The sequence below is a fragment of the Planotetraspora sp. GP83 genome, from assembly GCF_041262585.1.
Classification (GTDB): domain Bacteria; phylum Actinomycetota; class Actinomycetes; order Streptosporangiales; family Streptosporangiaceae; genus JAOEGB01.
Genome location: NZ_JBGCBZ010000038.1, coordinates 25405 through 43094, shown reverse-complemented (window position 1 = coordinate 43094; position 17690 = coordinate 25405). Strand labels below are relative to the sequence as shown.

The 17690-nt window shown below is 66.3% G+C and carries 18 protein-coding genes; 14 read left to right on the top strand and 4 right to left on the bottom strand.

The features are described 5' to 3' along the window. The first annotated feature begins 313 nt into the window (after positions 1 to 313). From ABH927_RS33130 to ABH927_RS33120, 3 genes are all read left to right on the top strand, one after another. Positions 314 to 589: an acyl carrier protein gene (locus ABH927_RS33130; protein WP_370028278.1), complete on the top strand. Its 276-nt coding sequence runs from the start codon at positions 314 to 316 to the stop codon at positions 587 to 589. A gap of 113 nt (positions 590 to 702) precedes the next feature. Further along, positions 703 to 1884, top strand: coding sequence for an acyl-CoA dehydrogenase family protein (locus ABH927_RS33125; protein ID WP_370028275.1), 1182 nt, complete (start codon positions 703 to 705; stop codon positions 1882 to 1884). A 133-nt stretch (positions 1885 to 2017) separates the two neighbouring features. Further along, positions 2018 to 2254, top strand: coding sequence for a ferredoxin (locus ABH927_RS33120; RefSeq protein WP_370028273.1), 237 nt, complete (start codon positions 2018 to 2020; stop codon positions 2252 to 2254). 206 nt (positions 2255 to 2460) lie between these two features. Here ABH927_RS33120 and ABH927_RS33115 read toward each other — a convergent pair whose 3' ends face one another. Further along, a complete protein-coding gene (locus ABH927_RS33115) occupies positions 2461 to 3372 on the bottom strand; it encodes a prephenate dehydrogenase (RefSeq protein ID WP_370028270.1) in 912 nt (303 codons plus the stop codon). A gap of 210 nt (positions 3373 to 3582) precedes the next feature. Here ABH927_RS33115 and ABH927_RS33110 point away from each other — a divergent pair, with 210 nt between their 5' ends. Further along, on the top strand, positions 3583 to 4365 hold the full coding sequence (locus tag ABH927_RS33110; protein WP_370028267.1) for an alpha/beta hydrolase: 783 nt from the start codon (positions 3583 to 3585) through the stop codon (positions 4363 to 4365). A 217-nt stretch (positions 4366 to 4582) separates the two neighbouring features. On the opposite strand, the gene ABH927_RS33105 is transcribed toward ABH927_RS33110, so the two are convergent. After that, complete coding sequence (locus tag ABH927_RS33105) at positions 4583 to 5134, bottom strand: hypothetical protein (RefSeq protein ID WP_370028264.1); 552 nt, start codon at positions 5132 to 5134, stop codon at positions 4583 to 4585. Positions 5135 to 5526: 392 nt separating this feature from the next. On the opposite strand from ABH927_RS33105, the gene ABH927_RS33100 reads away from it, so the two are divergent. The 3 genes from ABH927_RS33100 to ABH927_RS33090 all read left to right on the top strand — a co-directional run bounded on the left by ABH927_RS33100 (position 5527) and on the right by ABH927_RS33090 (position 7684). Further along, positions 5527 to 6468: a DUF5996 family protein gene (locus tag ABH927_RS33100; RefSeq protein WP_370028284.1), complete on the top strand. Its 942-nt coding sequence runs from the start codon at positions 5527 to 5529 to the stop codon at positions 6466 to 6468. A 61-nt stretch (positions 6469 to 6529) separates the two neighbouring features. After that, a complete protein-coding gene (locus tag ABH927_RS33095) occupies positions 6530 to 7303 on the top strand; it encodes an SDR family NAD(P)-dependent oxidoreductase (RefSeq protein ID WP_370028261.1) in 774 nt (257 codons plus the stop codon). A 117-nt stretch (positions 7304 to 7420) separates the two neighbouring features. Then, positions 7421 to 7684, top strand: a complete 264-nt coding sequence (locus ABH927_RS33090; RefSeq protein WP_370028258.1) for an EF-hand domain-containing protein — start codon at positions 7421 to 7423, stop codon at positions 7682 to 7684. A gap of 641 nt (positions 7685 to 8325) precedes the next feature. On the opposite strand, the gene ABH927_RS33085 is transcribed toward ABH927_RS33090, so the two are convergent. Both ABH927_RS33085 and ABH927_RS33080 read right to left on the bottom strand, forming a co-directional pair. Beyond that, a complete protein-coding gene (locus ABH927_RS33085; protein ID WP_370028255.1) occupies positions 8326 to 9087 on the bottom strand; it encodes an SDR family NAD(P)-dependent oxidoreductase in 762 nt (253 codons plus the stop codon). Between the two features lie 140 nt (positions 9088 to 9227). Beyond that, positions 9228 to 10139: an MFS transporter gene (locus ABH927_RS33080; RefSeq protein ID WP_370028252.1), complete on the bottom strand. Its 912-nt coding sequence runs from the start codon at positions 10137 to 10139 to the stop codon at positions 9228 to 9230. A 600-nt stretch (positions 10140 to 10739) separates the two neighbouring features. Here ABH927_RS33080 and ABH927_RS33075 point away from each other — a divergent pair. The 7 genes from ABH927_RS33075 to ABH927_RS33045 all read left to right on the top strand — a co-directional run bounded on the left by ABH927_RS33075 (position 10740) and on the right by ABH927_RS33045 (position 17548). After that, on the top strand, positions 10740 to 12824 hold the full coding sequence (locus ABH927_RS33075) for an NB-ARC domain-containing protein (RefSeq protein WP_370028249.1): 2085 nt from the start codon (positions 10740 to 10742) through the stop codon (positions 12822 to 12824). Positions 12825 to 13060: 236 nt separating this feature from the next. Beyond that, positions 13061 to 13291, top strand: a complete 231-nt coding sequence (locus ABH927_RS33070; protein WP_370028246.1) for a hypothetical protein — start codon at positions 13061 to 13063, stop codon at positions 13289 to 13291. Between the two features lie 172 nt (positions 13292 to 13463). Then, positions 13464 to 14219 (top strand): glycerophosphodiester phosphodiesterase family protein, encoded by a 756-nt coding sequence (locus ABH927_RS33065; protein ID WP_370028243.1) that lies wholly within the window; start codon positions 13464 to 13466, stop codon positions 14217 to 14219. 76 nt (positions 14220 to 14295) lie between these two features. After that, positions 14296 to 14859, top strand: a complete 564-nt coding sequence (locus tag ABH927_RS33060) for a hypothetical protein (protein WP_370028240.1) — start codon at positions 14296 to 14298, stop codon at positions 14857 to 14859. A 21-nt stretch (positions 14860 to 14880) separates the two neighbouring features. Then, the gene (locus ABH927_RS33055) at positions 14881 to 15204 is read left to right on the top strand and encodes an HNH endonuclease (protein ID WP_370028237.1); all 324 of its coding nucleotides are present in this window, start codon (positions 14881 to 14883) and stop codon (positions 15202 to 15204) included. Positions 15205 to 15543: 339 nt separating this feature from the next. Then, positions 15544 to 15918, top strand: a complete 375-nt coding sequence (locus tag ABH927_RS33050; RefSeq protein ID WP_370028234.1) for an effector-associated constant component EACC1 — start codon at positions 15544 to 15546, stop codon at positions 15916 to 15918. Then, the gene (locus ABH927_RS33045; protein ID WP_370028232.1) at positions 15911 to 17548 is read left to right on the top strand and encodes a caspase, EACC1-associated type; all 1638 of its coding nucleotides are present in this window, start codon (positions 15911 to 15913) and stop codon (positions 17546 to 17548) included. Before ABH927_RS33050 ends, ABH927_RS33045 begins: the two co-directional genes overlap by 8 nt. The last annotated feature ends 142 nt before the right edge of the window (positions 17549 to 17690 follow it).

The following is a 17690-nucleotide window of genomic DNA, read 5'->3' as shown; positions in this document are numbered from 1 at the left end:
CACCACCAAGTCCTCGAAGGCCAGGGCCACGACGCCTCCCCCGAAGCCCTCGCCACCGCCATCACCGACTTCTTCACCACCCGCTGACCTGGCGTCGATTTCCTCGCATCCCCCGTCAAGGCCTTTCCCGGCCCTCGGCGGGGGATGTTCTCTTTTTCGGCTTTCTTTTGAATTGCGCAATTGGTCGGGCAATCTCAGAGATGCAGGCCATTCGTCCGGCCGAGACGATATGACCAGAATCCGAATACAGGTCGGCAGACGACAGATCTGCGCACGCCTCATGGACATTCGTCTGGCAAATGGAGGGCATCGGATGACTGGCAACCTTCCCACCGAGCACAGTTTCTCCGCGATTGAGGAGAAAGTCACGGAGATCTGGAAGCACGTACTCGATGTGCCGAACGGGATGGAGGATGCCACGTTCTTCGACCTGGAGGGCGAGTCGATTTCCGCGGTCCGGCTTGTCTCGCGGATCGAGGAGCAGCTCGGCATCTCGGTTGATGTGGGGGACATCTTCGAGGAGGACCCGAACCTGGAGGCCCTCATCCGAAGGGTGGCCGCCAAGGCGGAGATCTCGTCCCTCGCGTAAGCGGCTTCCGCCGTACATGGCTTTCGCCGTATATGGCTTCCGCCGTGAAACCGGCGGCTCTCGCGTAACCGGCCGCGCACGGCGGCCGCGGGTCACTCCCCAGGAGGAAAACGATGTTGACGACCGACGTGGCGACGCGGGAAGAGCTCGTTCGCCGCGCATCCGAGCTCGTGCCGACATTGCGGAAGAACGCGGCCTGGTCAGAAGAGAACCGGCGCATTCACGACGAGTCGATCGAGGCCCTGGCCGACGCCGGGATATTCAAGATGCGGGTGCCCGCCCGCTACGGCGGCTACGAGTCCGACACCCGCACCCTCGTCGATGTGGCCGCCCAGCTCGGGCGGGCCGACGGCTCGACCGCGTGGACGGCGTCCGTCTACTGGATCCCGACCTGGATGACGTGCCTCTTCCCGGACGAGGTCCAGGACGAGGTGTTCTCGACCCCGGACGTGCGGGTGTGCGGGACGCTCAGCCCGACCGCCATGGCCGCCCCGGTCAGCGGCGGCGTCGTGGTGAACGGCAAGTGGGGGTTCGTCAGCGGCGCCTGGCACGCCCACTGGCAGGAGATCGTCGCCATCCAGGTGTCGCCCGAAGGCGAGCCGATGCCGATCATGGCGCTCGTCCCGCGCTCGGAGCTGGAGATCATCGACGACTGGCACACGTCGGGCCTGCGGGGCACCGGCAGCGTCACCACCGTTGCGCAGGACCTGTTCGTCCCGGCCGAGCGGGTGCTCCCGCTGCCCGCGGTCCTCACCGAGCAGTACGCGTCGAAGATCAACGCCGCCTCCCCGATCTACCGGGCGCCGCTGCTCCCCGTGGCCTCCGCGTCCTCGGTCGGGACCGTGATCGGCATGGCGGACGCCGCACAAGAGGCGTTCTTCGAGCGGCTCCCCGGACGCAAGATCACCTACACGAACTACGCGAGCCAGAGCGAGGCCCCCCTCACCCACCTGCAGGTCGCCGACGCCACCATGAAGATCGATGAGGCCCGGTTCCACGCCGAGCGCCTCGCGGGCACGGTCGACACCAAGGGCGAGCAGGGCGAGCCGTGGACGCTTGAGGAGCGGGCCAGGGTTCGCGCCGACATGGGCGCCGTGTGCCGGCTCGGCAAGGAGGCCGTGGACATCTTCGCGCTGGCGAGCGGCGGATCGTCGATCTACACCGACGTGCCGATCCAGCGCATCGCCCGCGACATCCAGAGCGTCAACCTGCACGCTCTCATGCACCCGAACACGAATGCCGAGCTGTACGGCAGGATCCTCTGCGGCCTCGAGCCCAACACGTTCTACATCTAGAAGTCGCCCGCGTTGCCGTACCGATCGCGGACCCTTCGCGGGCGACGCGAAGGTACGGCAACGCGTGGACGACCCCGATGGGCAGAGAGATCCAGGCGACACGACCGAGAACCGAGCCGTTGGGACACGTGCGATGACCGAAGCTCCCCGTTGGAAACTGGTCGTGGACCAGCGGCTCTGCCACTCCTCCGGCATCTGCGTCGCGATGGCGGACGGCCGGTTCGAGCTCACGGCCACCGGGTCCCGCCCGGTCTCGGAAGAGATCGCTCCGGACGAGGACGTGATCGACGCCGCCGAGTGCTGTCCCGTGCAGGCCATCCAGGTCCTGGACGCCGCGACCGGCGTTCCCATTGTCCCCGAACCCTTGTGACGTCCCCGAACCCTGTGACGTCCCCCGAATCCCTGTGACGACGCCCCCATGGCCGCCGAGCGGCGCGGGTCACCCCTGCGCCGCCGGCGGCCGGCCCATGTTCGGCTCCTGGCCCGCCGCATCTCGGCCGCTGACCACCGGCCGCTGGCCGCTGACCGCCGCTGACCGCCGGCCACTGACCGCTGGCCGCCGGCCTACCCCGGCTTTCAGGCCGCGAGTTGCGCGTCGTGGGTCGCCGCGTCCGCCTGGGCCGGCGCGCTCGACTGGTCCGTGTGGAGGATGAGGGCGCGGCCGCGATTGCCTCTGATGAGCAGGTCGGCGAGCACGTCGGAGACGCCGTGGCCAGGACTCCGCAGGGCGGCCGCGGCCGCGGACAGGTCCCGGATCACCGCGTCGAGCACCGCGGCGACCGAATCGGCGTTCTGCCGGAGAATGTCGGACCAGAGGCCGGGGGCGCCGCTCGCAACCCGCGTCACGTCCTGCAGCCCCCGGCCCACCAGCGAGAGCGTGGTCTCGTCCGCGCCCGCGAACCGGGCCGCGACGGCCGCCGACACGAGATGCGGCGCGTGCGAGACCATGGCGACGGCCCGGTCGTGGACGTCGGGCTGGACCAGCGTGTGCCGTGCCCCGCACAGCGCCGCCAGCTCTGCCACCAGCATGACCCGGCCCGGCGGGGTCGCCGGGTGCGGGCACAGCACCCACCGCCGGTCGGCGAACAGATCCGCCTGGGCGGCGCCGGGACCTGAGAGCTCTCGGCCGGCCATCGGATGTCCCGGCACGTAGCTCGTGAAATCACATCCGGCCGACTCGGCGTCGGCGAGGATCCCCGCCTTCGTGCTGGCGACATCGGTGTACACGGTGCCAAGCCCGCGGGCCTGCGCATCGCGCAGCACGCCGACCACCGTGGAGGGCGGAGTGGCGATGACCACCACGTCGGCGGGAGGGTCGTCAGACGTCAACGCGACCCCCGCCTCCATCCGTACGGCTTTCGCCACCGAGTCCGCGTCCCGGTCCGACAGCCGCACATGCACGCCGGCTTTCCGGAGCGCGAGCGCGATCGACGTTCCGATCAGGCCGCAGCCGAGCACCGAGACGTGGCGAATCGTCGTCGCAGTCATCAAACCCTCCCGAGGGGCATTCCTTCAGGTGCGATACTCCGCATTTCACAGTCCGGGAACCAGGGAAATCGGCATCAGTAAGATGCCGATGCGGAACAACTTCCTGCCATCGCCTGCCCACGACGGCTCCAGGCTATTCACGAGGTGGCTCGGCGGATAAAAGGCTGTAGAAAAGATGGGCCCATTTCCCAAGGGCAGTACGATCTGCTCATGCCCTACCGCGACCTGCTGACCCGTCCGTCCAGGTCTCCGGACTCGGTCATCCGCTACGGCGAGCACCCCGACCAGATCATCGATGTGCGGTCCGATGGGGGCGAGCCGGACGCGCCCGTCGTCATCCTGCTGCACGGCGGCTTCTGGCGGGTCCGGGTCGACCGCATGCACACCCGTCCCATGGCGGACGGCCTGGCCGCCGCGGGATACACCGTGTGCTCCGTCGAATACCGGCGGACCGGCGGGGAGGGCGGCGGCTATCCGGGCACGTTCGACGACGTCGCCACGGCGGTCGACGCGATCCTGGCCGCGCCGCCGACCGGGGGAGGGGTCGTCCTCGTCGGGCACTCGGCGGGCGGGCAGCTCGCGCTCTGGTCGGCCCTGCGTCAGCGGCTTCCCGTCACGTCCCCGTGGCACGAGACGCTGAAGATCGACGGAGTGGTGGCGCTCGCCGCCGTGTCCGACCTCGGCGGCTCCTTCGAGACCGGCCTGGGCAAAGGAGCGGTCTCCGACCTGCTGGGCGGCCGCCTTGAGCTGCTCGGTGAGACGGACCCGCTCCGGCTGCTGCCGTACGGTCACGATCGTCTTGTCCTGCTGCACGGAACCGAGGACGATGTCGTTCCCATCGCGCTCAGCCGCCGCTTCGCCGAGCGGGAGAAGTCGGCCATGCTGTTGGAGTTGGAAGGCGTCGAACACTTCGGGTTGATCGACCCGCTCTCGGACGCCTGGCCGTACGTGCTGGAAGCCATCAGGTCGATCGTCGGAGACCCTTTGGCCTGACCGGCCTGATCCCAAGCCCAGGAGGCCCGATCGCGCCGCGTGCGGCGTGCGGCCGGGGAGACGGCTGACCCCGCCAGGGAGGCCGGCCGCCGTGCGGGGGCGGGCCGGCGGGCCTGGAAACGCGAAAGGCTCCGGCGGAGTTCCGCCGGAGCCCTTGAACCGCACGTCCTGGGAGATGCGGGGCCGTTTCGGGTGCGGCCTCGGCCTCCTCATCGCATCAGTCGTCGCAGTCGTCGTTCCGCTCGTCGGCGCAGTCGGCGCGGTCGTCGGCGCAGTCGTCGCCGGAGTCCTTGGCCCAGCTGTCGCACTCCTGGATCCAGTTGTTGTCGTCGCAGTCGCTCCGGCAGTCGTTGTTGTTGCAGGCGTTGTTCCTCTTGAAGGTGATGCCCTTGCCGAGGCCGTTTCCGCCGCCGAAGCCACCCAAGCCGCCGCCGAAACCGCCGCAGTTGGCGCCGATGCCGTTTCCGCAGTTGCCGAAGCCGTTTCCGCCGCCGAAGCAGAAATTCTTGCTGCAGCAGGAGGCCTCGCAGCCGTTGTTGCAGTTGTTACAGTTATTGCAGTTGCTGTTGCAATTGTTCGAGTTGTTGCAATTGTTGTTGCAGTTGTTGTTCGAACCGTTGTTGTTGCAGCCGTTGTTGTTGCCGGGGCTACAGCCCCAGCTCCCGTTGGCCGGAAGCGTGGTGGCACTCGCGGCCGTGGCGCTCATAGCGAGGGCGCCGCCGGCGAGGGCGGTGCTGAGCGCCATCCCGGCGAGAATTTGCTTGAACATGGGCGGTCCTCCTTAATGGATTCGATTGCCCAGAATTCTTCTGGTTCTTTCCCGAGTGGGAAGAAATGCGCCGTCGCCCTCAAATGGGCTGTCTTCCGGCGCTGTCTTGATTTCCAGGCGTGACGTGCCACAAACGAGGACTCGGCGCTTTGAATCTCTTATTATCAATTTATATACTGCTTAAGACTGCTAATGACGGCTTTGTGTCGAAATATCCGATTCGATGGCTACGGGGGCCTGGCGAGCCGTACCGCGCCTCGATGGCGCGGTCTCGGCAGGCGATCAGCGCGGCGACGGCCGTGGACCGTGACCGCGGCGCTCGTGATATGAAGATCTTGCTTTCCGCGGTCCTGATGGTCTTCGAAACGAGCAGCGGGGGAACGGTGGGTGTCATGGAGTTGTTCGCGGCCATGCCGTTGGCCGAGTGGCAGGACACCAAGGCCACGCTGCACCGGTTCGCCCAGGTGGTGGGCAAGATCCGGCTCGCCTCCGGAGTCCGGCGCAACCACTGGTGGCACGCGCCGTTCCATCTCACCGGGCGAGGTCTCACCACCCGGCCGATGGGGCAGGCCGACGGCAACCCGATCTTCACGATCGACTTCGACTTCGTCGGCCACCGGCTGCTCGTCACCACCGTGGACGGCCGGATGGTGTCTTTCGCCCTTTACGGCCAGTCGGTGGCGTCCTTCTACCGCGACACCATGCGGGCGCTGGAGGACCTCGGGGTGCGGGTGCGCATCGACATCCCCCGGCCGTACGACCTGCCCGACTCCGACCGGCCGTTCGCCGACGACACCGAGCACGCCGCGTACGACCCCCTCCTGGTGACCCGTTACTGGCAGGTCCTCAGCCAGGTCAACCTGGTGCTGGAGGAGTTCGCCGCGGGCTACTCCGGCAAGATCAGCCCGGTGCACCACTTCTGGCACACGTTCGACATCGCGTGCACGAGGTTCTCCGACCGGATGGTCGACCAGCCGCCGCAGGTCGATCCGGTGACCCGGGAGGCCTACTCCCGGGAGGTGATCAGCTCGGGCTTCTGGTTCGGCGACGACAACTTCCCCGAGCCGGCGTTCTACTCCTACACCGCCCCTGAGCCCGAGGGTCTCGACGCCGAGGCACTGCTGCCTGAGACCGCGCAATGGATCAGTCAGCGAGGCGGCCATCTGGCCGTGCTGCGCTACGCCGACGCGCGGTCCGCGCCCGACCCGCGCGCCGCCGTACTGGCCTTCTACGAGAGCGCGTATCGGGCCGGAGCCCGGCGCGCGGGCTGGGACATCGTGGGCCTCGCCTGCCCCGGCGGAATCACCGACCCGCAGCTCACCGCCCCGGCGTGATCGCCCCACGCCGCATGGGAAGTACGGCAGCGCGGGGGTTCCGATCTCCGAAGGGGTGGATGTGGGTCGTTCCTACGTAGTCACAGGAGGCGGCCGGGGCATCGGCCGCGCGATCGTCGAGCGACTGCTCCGGAACGCGGACACCGTCGTCGTGATCGAGCTCGATCCGGCGGCGCTCGCCTGGACGGCCGGCCACCCGGCCGGCGCACGCGTGGTCGCGGTGGCCGGCGACGCCGCGGACGAGGCGGTCACCGAGCGAGCCGCCGATCTGGCGGAGGCCGCGGGGCCGCTCACAGGCTGGGTGAACAACGCCGCGGTCTTCCGGGACGCCTCCTTACACGAGGTGCCGGCGCGCGAGGTTGTCGACCTGATCGCGATGAACCTCAGCCTCGCCGTGGTCGGGTGTGCCACCGCCATCCGTCGTTTCCTCGCGGCCGGGGCAGGCGGTGCGATCGTCAACGTCTCCTCGCATCAGGCCCAACGGGCCGTCCGCGGGGCCCTGCCGTATGCGACGGCCAAGGCGGCGGCCGAAGGGCTGACCCGCGCGCTGGCGGTCGACTACGGGCCCCGGGGGGTCCGGGTCAACGCCGTCGCGCTGGGTTCGATCAGCACAGAGCGCTATGCGGCCTTTCTCGATCAGCAGGAGCCCGCCGCGGCCGGCCGGATCGAGAACGAGATGCGGCTACTGCATCCGCTGGGCAGGGTAGGACGCCCCGAAGAGGTGGCGGCCGCCGTGGCGTACCTGCTGTCGGACGAGGCGAGCTTCATCAACGGGGCGATCGTCCCGGTCGACGGCGGCCGCTCGGTGCTCGGACGCGACCCCGAGGAGACATGACGGGGATCGGGCACGGGCCGCGGTCCCGGAGCCGGGTCAAGCCCAGGCCCGAGCTGGGAACCCATGCCGGGAGCCGGGTCGGGACCATGTTGGAGCTCCTTCTAAGCTGGCGGAGGTTTGTCGCCGTCCGAGGCGAACGTACTGAAGGAAAGACAGGTCACGGTGTCCGAAGAACTCCCCGAAGAGCGACTGGCTGCCCTCAAGAGCGAATTCGAAGCGATCGACCGCGACGGCGACGGCTACATCACCGAAGCGGAGCTGATCGAGTATTTCCCACAGCTGCCCGCCGAGGCGATCGGCTCGCTGGACCTGGACGGCGACGTCGACGGGGACGGCCGGTTCTCGCTGGAGGAGTTCATCCGGCTCACGGCCTGGGAATGAGCCTGGGAATGAGCCCCTCGCCAGTCCTCTGACGCTCAGGCTTCTTCCGTACGGTCCACACCGAAAATGGGTGGCGCCGTGCAGCCAGGCCACCTTGTCGTAAAGGTCGGTGGGGGAGTAGGAGGACAGCATGTCGTTCCTCGCCCGCGCCTCGATGCCGGCCGGGTGGTAGAGCCGCCTGCCCATCTCACGTGAGACGAACTGCGTTCTGGCCGTGCGATGGCGGCGCTCGGCGTTGTACTTCTCGAAGCGCTGCGGGAAATCGTCCGCCAGACAGTCGAGCAGGTCGCCAAGGAGCACTGCGTCCTCAAGCTGTAGACCGCGAGGCCGCGTACCTCGTCGCCCACCCCCAGACGGTCGAGGGCGTGGACCGCGTTCGGCGCGAGTTGGATGCCCGCTCCGAGTTCGGTGAAGGCGTCGCGGCGTTCGAGGACGGTCTCGTGGCAATGGACTGCGCGTGAGTGGCCGGCCGCCGACGCCGTCGACGTCGCCGGTCAAGGTGCGAATAGGACCGTTCAGGAACGCGGGCACGTGCTCTTGCGGGGCCAGGGACCAGGGGCCCGGGGCCCGGCGCCCCCGTGAAGCGCCGGGCGAGGGCAGGTCAGGCCGTGACTACTCCGCCGTCAGGCTGTGACTCCGCGTCAGGCTGTGACTCCGCCGTCGGCGACGAGGTCGTGCCCGACGACGAAGGCGGACTCGTCCGAGGCGAGCCAGAGCACGGCCGCGACGACCTCGGCGGTCTGCCCGACCCTCCCGAGGGGAACCGCGGTGGCCAGCCGGGCGGCGCGGTCGGCCTCGGTTTCCCCCGGCCGCAGCGACATGGCGGTGTCGGTGGCGCCGGGGCTCACGGCGTTGATCCGCACGCCGTCCTTGATGTGGTCGAGCGCCGCCACCCGTGTCAGCGCGCTCACGGCGGTCTTCGACGCGGCGTAGGCGGCCATGCCGGGGCGGCGGCCGTGGTAGCCGATGTTGGACGCCATGTTGACGATCACGCCGCCGCCGTGGTCACGCATGTGGCCGATCTCGTACTTCATCGAGAGCAGGATTCCGGTCAGATTGACGGCCAGGGTGGCGTTCCACGCATCCAGATCGAGATCGGCGACCGGGGCGGGCTTGGGGAAGACACCGGCGTTGTTGTGGGCGATGTGCAGGCCGCCGTGACGCTCGACGGCCGTCTCGACGAGCCGGGCGACGTCGTCGGGGCGGGAGACGTCGGCCACCACGGAACTGGCCTTGCCGCCCTCTTCCGCGATCAACCGCACCGTCTCGTCGATCGGTTCCGGCCGGCTCCCCGCCGCGACCACGGTGGCGCCTTCGCGAGCGAACGCCAGTGCGCTGGCGCGGCCGATGCCCGATCCGGCTCCGGTCACCAGGGCGACCTTGCCCTCAAATCGTGCGGTCATTTCCTAACTCCTCGATTTCGTCGTGCTTAGTAGTACTTGGTCGTGCTTGGCCGTGCGACGTGTCCAGGTGGTGCTCCTCCGCCGCATTCTGTTGCCGAACGCCGGCAGCCGGCGGTCCTTTCCTTCCAACGGCCTCTTTCCTACTTACGGGGACCTGGTCGCAGCAGGCGCGCCGCTCCGAACGCGGCGATGGCGAAGACGACGGCAGCGATCACCAGCCCGAAACCGAACCCTCCGGTCAGCGCCGACGCCGGGGCGGCGCCCGCGTCGCTGAGGGCGCTCGTGCGGGCGGAGGCCAGCGTGACCAGTACGGCGAGGCCCAGCGTGGGCCCGGCCTCCAGGGCGGTGTTCACCACCGCGCCGGCCAGCCCGGCCTGCCGCGCCGGCACGTCGATCGTCGCCGAGACGGTTGCCCCGGCGAAGACGCAGCCCACTCCGACAGGGAAGAGCAGCAGGCCGCCCAGGACGACGCCCAGGTATGGCGTGTCCACGCCCATCCGGCTCAGCAGCGCGAGTCCTGCCGCGGCGACCAGCAGGCCACCCGAGGTCACCGCTCGGGCGCCGAAGCGATGGACCAGCCTGGCGACGGACAACCCGGTGGCCACCAGAGCGACCCCGAAAGGAAGAAACGCCGCCGACGCCTCGATCGGCGAGAATCCTCTGACCTGCTGGAGATACAGGGAGAGCATGAAGAAGATGGTGGTGATGCCGGCGGAGCCGAGGAACACCGCGACGAGCGCGACGGCCTTGCGCGGCGAGGCCAGGAACGAGAGCGGCAGCAGCGGCTGTGCCGTACGAGACTCGGTCCGGACGAACAGCAGCAGCAGGAGCGCGCCGATGACCAGAGAGCTCAGCGTGATGGACGACGTCCACCCCCGTTGGGGCGCCTCCACGAGTCCGTAGCCGAGCACGGAGATTCCCGCCGTCGCGAGGACCGCCCCGAGGATGTCCAGTTGCGACCTTTCCGGAGGCGGTCCCGCCGGAACCACGCGCGGGGCCGCCACGACCGCCGCCACGACCGCCACCACGACCGCCGCCACGACAGGCGGCACGAACGCCCAGCGCGGCGCAGGGAGGCGAACACCTGCGAATAGAGCTCGGTTGTCACATCGTCGGACGCGCCGCCGCCGTGCTGTAAGTTCCGCGGACGCGTAGGGCGCTCTCCCATCGACTCCCCCTTGTTGATTGAGACCGCTGCATCTGGCACATACAGACACCTGTAAACCGTGTCTGAGTGCCCTTGGGGACTTCCAGGTGGCCCAGGGCACCCATCTGAGACCTCGCGCGGTACATCGGTTCACCATCAGAGGCCTTAGCTGATCGAGTCGTCACAGGGCCGTACGGCACGGGCGGTGCCCGGGTCACAGATTTCTTCGGTATTGCTCCCAGCGGGCGGGCCACGGCCTGGCCGCGACCTGGCCGGGCGACGCGATGGGAGGCGAGATGCGCGAGCGCTCTACGCGACCCGACGAGACGCCCGGACGAGAGGTGACGGATGAGGCCTCCCGCCGAGGATCCCGCAGGTGTCCGGCCGTTGATCGGCGCGGGATAGTATCGTCACTACCAGGGCATATGCGGGTCGCGTGCCCGTGAGAGCCCTCTGCGGGGCGGGCGGTTCCCGGATCGCCACGCCATCTGAGTGGTGGATCACCATGACTGCCCAGGACGAGCTCACTCGAGATCACCAGCCGGCCGAGGCCTCCAGTTTCATCGGGCGTAAGAAAGAGATGTCCGATGTCAGGCGGCTGCTGCCCAAAACGCGGCTGCTGACCTTGACCGGCGCCGGCGGAGTCGGCAAAACCCGGCTGGCGCGGCGGATCGCCCCATCCGTGCGGGGGTGGTTCCCGGACGGGGTGGAGTTCGTCGAACTGGCCACTTTGGAAGACGGTGAGCTGCTGGAGCCCGCCGTAGCCGCATCCCTGGGGCTCAGCGACACCCGACGGCACGCGGTGCCGGGCCTGACGGCCTATCTGATGGACAAGCGGATGCTCCTCGTCCTGGACAACTGCGAGCATCTGCTGCAGGAGTGCGCCGACCTCGTTGACGGGCTGCTTCGCGCGGCCCCGCGGCTGCGGATCCTCGCCACGAGCAGGCAGGCGCTCGGGGTGGCCGGAGAGCAGATCCTCAAGGTGCCGTCGCTGCCCGTCCCTGACCTGGCCGACACCGTTCGCGGCATCGCCCGGTGCGACGCGGTGCGGCTGTTCGTCGAAAGAGCCGTGCACGTACGGCCCGGCTTCGGGATCGACGCGGCCAACGCCCTGACCGTCGCCCACGTGGCCCAGCGCCTGGACGGGATCCCGCTGGCCATCGAACTGGCGGCGGGACGCCTCCGTGTGGTGCCGGTGGACCAGCTCGTCCGTGAGCTGGACGAGCGCTTCCAGGTGCTGGCCAACGGCGATCACGCCCTGTTGCCGCGCCACCAGACCCTGCGGGCGACCATTGACTGGAGCTTCGCCCTGTGCTCACCGGATGAGCGGCGGCTGTGGGCCCGGCTCTCCATGTTCCCCGCCGGCGTGGACCTGGAGACGATCGAAGCGGTCTGCGCGGGTGACGGGATCGCCCGTGACGACGTGTACGAGCTGGTGGCGGGGCTCGCGGACAAGTCCATCCTGACCGTCGAACACCGGGAGCCGGAGGTCCACTACCGGATGCTGGAGACTCTCCGCGCCTACGGCCATGAGCACATGACCGCTGCGGAGGAGCAGGTGTTGTCCCGGCGCTATCGGGATCACTACTGGCGTCTGACCGAGCGCAACCGGATCGGCCGACTGGTTCCCGACCAGTTCGAACGGTACTGGACCCTACAGCGTGAACTTCCGAACGTGCGCGTCGCACTCGACCTCTGCTTCTGCCGGCCCCGCGATGCGCCGATGGGGTTGGAGATCGCGTCCTCGCTGTGGGATTACTGGATCGTCTCGGGCTCCCTCACCGAGGGCAGGCACTGGCTCGAAAGAGGGCTGGCTCTCGTGCCCGAAGCGAGTACGGCACGGCTGACCGCCTTGGCGTCCGACAGTGAACTCGCCATCCATCAGGGCGATCTCGCCGCGGCGACGCCGCGGCTGGAGGAATACCGCCGCCTCGCACAGCAAATCGGGGACGAGGCGGCCATCGCGCTCGCCGTACAGATCGAGGGCCTTGCCGCGTTGGCCTCCGGGGAATACCGGCGCGGGCTGGCGCTCATGGAGGACGCCCTCGCCCGTCATCGGGCGGCCGGCGACAACAACGCTCTCGGCCGCACTCTCTTCCAGGCCGCCGCGTTCAGCTCAGCCGAGGACTCCGACCTTGCCGAAGCGCTCGGTGAACAGCTTCTCGCACTGTGCGACGCCTATGGCGCGCCCCTTTTCCGGGCGTACGCGCTGCTCGCGATCGGCATCTCCACATGGAGGCAGGGCGACTGGCGCCGTACCGAGGCCATGATGCGGGAAGCGGTTCCCCTCCTGCGGGTCGTGAACGACCAGTGGTGCCTCACCCATTGCCTGGAGGTCCTCGCCTGGACGGCCGGCGCGCGCGGCCTGCACGAACGCGCCGCCCGGCTGCTGGGCGCCGCCGACACGCTCTGGCAGGGCATCGATTCCTCGCCGGACGACTTGCGGTACACGATGAGCTCGCACCAGCACTGTCACGAGGACGCCCAGCAGGCGCTTGCGCCCCAGGCGTTCACCAGGGCCTTCCGCAGCGGGACGAAGATGAGGCTCGACCGCGCGGTCGACTACGCCCTCCAGGACCAGGAGCGCTGACGCGCTGCCTGTCGAGCGCTGCGCCGTCCCCAAGCTCCTTAGCGCCGTTCAGGCGAACCGCATCGGTCTCCGCAGCTTCTTTTCAGATTCGCCGTACCGTCACGATCGGTCGGCACGTTATCGGATGGCGGGGCGATCGGTTCGCGGAAGCTCCGTGCCCGCTCGCCATGCGCCTTCTTCCCGCCGTCGCGCTTTTACGGGTTCCGCGCGACCCCCACGAATGGAAAGAGCCACCGATGATCGAAATTCGTACGGCCGCCATGGGTATGGTCCTCGCCGGGGCGGACGTCGCGGCCTTCACGGGTTCGGCGCTCGCCGACCCGGGCGCCTCCCCGAACCCCCGGCGCCACGACAGCTTCGACCTGCAGGCCCACCGGGGCGGGCTCGGACTGGTGGTGGAGAGCACCCTCGACTCCTTCGCCAACGGTCTTCGGGTTGGCGTGAGCACGCTGGAACTGGACATCTAGATCACCAAGGACGGCAGGGCCGTGGTCACCCACGACCGCAAGGTGGACGGCAGGAAGTGCCAGGACACCGGCCCCGTGACGCCTGGCGACCCCCTCCTACCCCTACGTCGGCAAGTACATCAACACGCTCACTCTCGCTCAGGTCAGGACCCTGGACTGCGGCTCGAAGACGTTGCCGGAGTTTCCGGGGCAACGGCCGGCCCCCGGTGCCCGCATGCCGCTGCTAAGCGAGGTGTTCCAGCTGGTCAAGAGCTATCGCGCGAACGACGTCAAGATCAACCTTGAGACCAAGGTGGAGGCGGGAGCGCCGAGCGAGACCGCGCCTCGGGAGCAGTTCGTCCAGGAGGCCGTCAAGGAGATCCGGGCCGCCCACATTCTGCGCCAGGTGACGATCCAGAGCTTCGACTGGGGGTCGTTGATCCGCATGCGCGAGGTCGAGCCGCGGCTGCCGCTGGTCGCCCTCACCAACTACGACTTCCTCCAGACTGGGCAGTCCGGCGCGTCGCCGTGGCTGGGCGGGATCGACATCGACGACTTCGGAGGCGACCCGCTGAAGGCGATCAAGTCGTTCGGCGCCGCTGCGTTCTCGCCTGTGCACGGTTTCCCGCAGGACGGCAAGGTCACCGACCCGGGCTACCGCCCGTACGTCACCAAGGCGATGGTCGACGAGGCGCACAGCCTCTGCATCAAGGTGATCCCGTGGACCGTCGACGACGAGCCCACCCTGAACAAGCTCATCGACGACGGCGTGGACGGAATCATCACCGACTACCCCGACCGCCTGCGCAAGGTGCTCGCCGAGCGCGGCTACCGCCTCCCCAGACAGTACGACGCCCTCAGCACTGACGCCCCACCACCTCGCGCGGGCGCCTCACGGGACCGCCCGCACGGGGTGGCGCGGATATCCGTAAGGCGAGGCAGGATTTAGGCGCTGTCATTTCAAGCGCTTGCACGAATCTCTAGCGGCAGCCCTGGCCTTGGGTATAGAAACGCAAGTTGTGATCATGCCGTTGAGTGACGACCTGGACAGCCGCTTACGGGCGGCAGCCATGGCATGGCTTCGTCAGCGTTGCACGCCCGAGAATCCTGTCGTTCGGCGTGACGAGTTGCTCGGCTTTCAGTTTGAGGGGCGGACCTTCCCGCTCATAGACCCCCAGCTAGGTATCCGGAAACCACGGGGGATGACCGCCGCGCTGTCGATTCTGACGACCTACACCTCCGACGGTGCCCGCGCGCCGTACGAGGACGCCGTGGGCTCCGATGGGCTGCTGCGGTACAAGTTCCAGGGCAATCCCCAGCACTACACCAACGTTGGGCTGCAGGCGGCCTTCGAGTTGGGGGTTCCGCTGATGTGGTTCTTCGGCATCAAGCAGGGGCTGTACCTACCATTTTCCCCTGTATGGATCGTCGCGGTCGAGACGGAGCAGTCCCAAGTTGCCGTCGCGTTGGATGAGGCGCAACGGCACATCTCGGTCGACGGCCCAGTGAGCGCAATTGAACGCCGTTATTCCGAACGGATCACGAGGCAGCGTCTCCACCAGCCGGTGTTCCGGCAGCGGGTGATCTAGGCCTACGAGACGAGCTGCGCGATGTGCCGCCTGCGATACCGCTCACTACTGGATGCCGCCCACATCATTCCCGATCGTGACGCCCGAGGCGTCCCGGCAGTCTCCAACGGCCTGGCTCTTTGCAAAATTCACCACGCGGCATACGACGAGAACATCCTCGGTGTCCGGCCGGACTACGTCATCGAAGTGCGCGCTGACATCTTGGAGGAGATCGATGGACCGATGCTGAAGCACGGACTCCAAGAGATGCACCACCTCCCGCTTGTGCTCCCCCCGCGACGCGCTGACCGCCCAGACCACGACCTTCTTGAAGAGCGCTACGAACGGTTCCGCACCGAGGCGTGAGTCCCTGCAACCACGTCTGTTCATCGTCGGATGCCGCGACACCGATCTGCGGTTGCCTACGGATGCATCTGACTGCTCTGGTAGTTGGCGCAAGGTCATCTGGCTTTCATGGCATGGCCTGCACGAACGCGTACGTAGCCTGTGCTGCGTACGATTACCTCTCATGTGTCCCAGACCTTCAGCGTCGAGGGAGCACCCTCATACGATGTGCCGCCCCGAGATAAAGAAGGGGCGATACGACCTATATAGCCAGTACGTTCCTTAATGTCCCCTTTCGCCTGTGTGTGTGCGTGATGCCGTTTACCGCACCCATGCATCTCTGGCGTAGGTTTGTCTGGCATGATCGAGGAAGGCAGAAAGGGGAGCTCGGTGCAGATCGATCTTCGGTTTCTTGGGGACGAGACTGATCAGGAACTGAAGTCGCTTTACGACTGGCTGCTTAGTGATCCAGATGTTCGCCACCATGCGGATGTCTCGCTGGTCCCTAAGGCTCCTGACCGCGGTGCCATGGGTGACGCGCTCGATCTCATCTCGCTCGTGATAGCCAGCGGTCTGCAGCTCCCAGGTCTGGCGGCCACCATCGCGGCGTGGCGACAAACTCGCCGGGAGCGCCCGCCGATGACTATTGAGAGCGGCGACATCAGAGTGGTCCTCCCCGAGGGGGATGCGGAAATCGCAGTGAAAATCGTGAAGGCACTGCAAGGTCATGAGTGAGTTATTTGAACTGCAAAACTCATATGCCGTGCTTATTGGCACAAGCGAGTACACGACACTAGCTCAGCTTCCGGCTGTAGAAAACAATCTCTCGCGCCTGCGAGAGCTTTTTCTGGACGACTATTTCTGTGGAATCCCAGCCGCCAATTGCGCCGTAGTGCATAATCCGAGAAGCAATTCTGAGATGCTGGATCCAGTACGAGATGCGGCCGCTAAAGCGACTGACGCTCTTATCGTTTATTTCGCCGGACATGGGCAGATTCACTCCACCGGAAATGACTTCTATCTGACCCTAGTTGGGTCGGATGGGCTAAGTATGTATAAGTCTACTGCCTATAATTACCTCAGGGATGAACTAAAACAGAGTCGGGCGAAGCGGCGTATAGTTATCCTCGATTGCTGCTATAGCGGACGCGCCTTCGGTGAGATGGGCTATGCTGATGAATCTACGATAAGTTTGGTGAATAATGCGGCAGCGGTCGGTACTTTCCTTATAGCATCTACTGCGGAAAATAAGCCGTCTTTAGCGCTGTCGGGAGAGAAGTATACGGTTTTCACAGGAGAATTGATCAACCTTATCCAGGGCGGTATTCCCGGTGAGCCGACCATATTAACAGTGGGAACATTATTTGAACACGTACGGACGGCGCTCCTTGAGAAGAGGATGCCGATTCCTCAGCGACGTGACGGTGGGTTGAGCGAGGAAATTCCACTATTTCGAAACCGTGCTAGTCATGAACCGCCTGGAGGCGCGCGCTACGGTGCGATTCCAGGAATCGACGAAGACGCGCTATTCGAGAGCCGACGCGATCTTCATAACGCTAAGATTCATCGCCCCTTACAGGCGGGCATCTGTGGAACTGCCGAGCGTGGTGGAGCAGAATCGATCGTAGTGTCCGGCGGGTATCGTGACGATAAAGACTACGGCACCTTTATCTTTTACACTGGGCATGGTGGGCGCGATCCTAATACGGGTGTACAGATACGGGACCAGTCGCTTGAGGATTCCGGTAACGCGGCATTGCTCGAAAGTATTATGACAGGCCTACCTGTACGCGTCGTGCGTGGAGCAGGAGGGGATCCGCAATTTTCGCCATCAGCTGGCTATAGCTACGACGGCCTATTCTTAGTGACAGACTACTGGACCCGGCCTAGCGCTGATGGGCCCATTATCTTGCAATTTCGTCTTGAGAAGATTTCGAATACAGGTCGCCGTCCAGGCAAGAGCTACACCTACCAGCCTGGAGGTCGCCGTAGTATGCGTACAGCTATAGGCAGGTATGCGGACACGAAAAGCGCTATCGAAATTAAGAGACTTTATGGCTATATGTGCCAGGTGTGTGATATCACGTTGGATGTGGCTGGCGGGCTTCGGATCGCCTCTATTGTCTATATACGAAAGCTGGAACTTCCGCATGGTGGCCCGGACGTAAAAGCGAACATGCTGTGTCTTTGCCCGAACCATTGCGACCTATTTTCCTATGGCGCAATCATCATTGATGACGACTATAAGATAATTGATCAGAATGGTGAGACTATTGGTGACCTCACTGTAAAACACAAAATCGATTTAGCCTACATTCGGTACCATCGCGAGCACCATAGAATCGGTGCCCAGCAACGCCAGTAAAACCTGTGGCGTTCCGCCTCCGTCGAGGTCTTCGCACGTCGAGCCGTTACCCCAGCATGTCGTCACCACCCAGCCCAGCGGCCAGTGCTGCGGCAACCAGTCCGGGTAAGTGCCCTGCCGCATTCGGGGACGCTGCGCTCCA